This window comes from Sulfolobus sp. B1 (assembly GCF_007050195.1).
GTDB lineage: Archaea > Thermoproteota > Thermoprotei_A > Sulfolobales > Sulfolobaceae > Saccharolobus.
Genome location: NZ_QIMI01000222.1, coordinates 1 through 1,686, shown reverse-complemented (window position 1 = coordinate 1,686; position 1,686 = coordinate 1). Strand labels below are relative to the sequence as shown.

At 37.1% G+C, this 1,686-nt stretch carries 2 protein-coding genes; one reads left to right on the top strand and one right to left on the bottom strand.

Annotation, left to right across the window (positions count from 1 at the left end; translation table 11 throughout):
• A partial coding sequence (locus tag DMP16_RS09645; protein ID WP_143577171.1) for an NAD(P)H-hydrate epimerase occupies positions 1 to 998 on the bottom strand: 998 nt, incomplete at its 3' end.
• Positions 999 to 1,211: 213 nt separating this feature from the next.
• Here DMP16_RS09645 and DMP16_RS09640 point away from each other — a divergent pair.
• Positions 1,212 to 1,686: rubrerythrin (locus tag DMP16_RS09640; RefSeq protein ID WP_143577170.1), on the top strand; the 475-nt coding region annotated here is incomplete at its 3' end.

Sequence of the window (1,686 nt, the reverse complement as noted above, 5' to 3'; positions counted from 1 at the left end):
TAATTCACTATAGTTTTAGAGGCTTCAACGGTTTCGTCGGAGAGTCCCATGCCGGGTCCAATTATTACCACATCAGCTCTATCTATCCATGGCTTTAACTCTTCTAAATTACTGGGCGAAATATTTTTTCCTTGTAATTTTATACTGATTAAATCTGGAGAGTAGCCTGCTATTATTTTAGCAGTGTCTTCTGGTGCAGCTACGTACACTAAATCTGCACCCGTTCTTAACGCAGCCATTCCAGCCAAAGTTGGAGCTCCACTGAAAGTGTAACTCCCCCCAATAACTAGAACTCTTCCATTTTCTCCCTTCTTTGACGAGAAACGCCTTTTGGGTAAGTTAACGATGACATCTCCTGGTCCTGCATATATCTCAGCCTCAGGAGGAATGCCTATTTTCTTCACAACGATGTTGAAATTATATTTTAATAAACCTGGCTTCATATCATGAAAAGTTACTACTAAATCTGGTTTTACGTACTCATCTTGGAATGCCTCGCCGGTATCAGCGTTAATTCCAGACGGTACGTCAATTGACACTTTATACCCTTTACTTTGGTTAAATACTTTAATAGCAGTTCTGAAAGGCTCTCTCGGTCTTCCGGAGAATCCAGTCCCTAACATTCCATCAACTAGAATATCAGCAGTTAACGGCTTCAATTCCTCAACATCTTTTACAGTAATCATTTTTATGCTGAAATCCATCTCTTCAATCGCGTTTAAATTAAGCACTGCATCTTCATGTTTATTTTCTCCCAATAAAATTACGTTAACGTTTGCACCCTCTCCAGCTAGATGTCTAGCAGTTACTAAAGCATCTCCTCCTTTTCCTCCATGTCCCACGAAAATGTACACTTGTTTTTCCTTTACATTATTTTCAAATCTTGTGACTATTTCGTCCTTAACTGATCTCCCTGCATTCTCCATCAATAATAAAGTTGGAACACCCAGCGAAGTACTATTTATCTCTAGAGCTCTCATTTCTTTTACGGTAATCATATGTCATAGTTTGTAAAAACACTAATAAATATCAGTCGCGAGTTACTTCATCACTACCTCAGGATTGGAGTTAGTCATCAACTATAATACGTTCTTATACAATATTACATTAATTATAAATATCTTTCCTCCTATAAAATCTCACAACATTAAATTAGAGTCTAACTAAAGTTTATTAACCTATTATGAGTAATAATTAACAAGGTGTCTCCTATGGTCCTCGGAAAAGAAACCGAAATGGGATTAAAAGAATTATTCAAAGCAAACGCAGAAGATTTTATGTCATTAATGTTAGTTGCTGAGAAGTTAGAGCAATTAGGTAAGAAAGAGGAGGCTAAAGCATTAAGAGAGAAAGCATTAGTTGAATTAGGTCATGCAAAGGCAATATTTGAGACATTATTAAGGCATAAGCAACTAAACAATGTAGTAGGTGAAATGGCAAGAGAGGAACAAGACCAACATGTAGCCGAGTATAATAAGGTTGCTATGACTGCTAAGGCAGAGGGTCATGAAGATATAGAGAGGATGTTATGCAGTTTTGCTGATCAAGAAGCTAAAATTGCGGAAACAATAGGTAAAGTTTCAAAGGTTTTAGAGGAAATGGCTAAAGAAGAGGATATGCAGCACATTAGTGAGTATAATAAGGTTGCTATGACTGCTAAGGCAGAGGGTCATGAAGATATAGAGA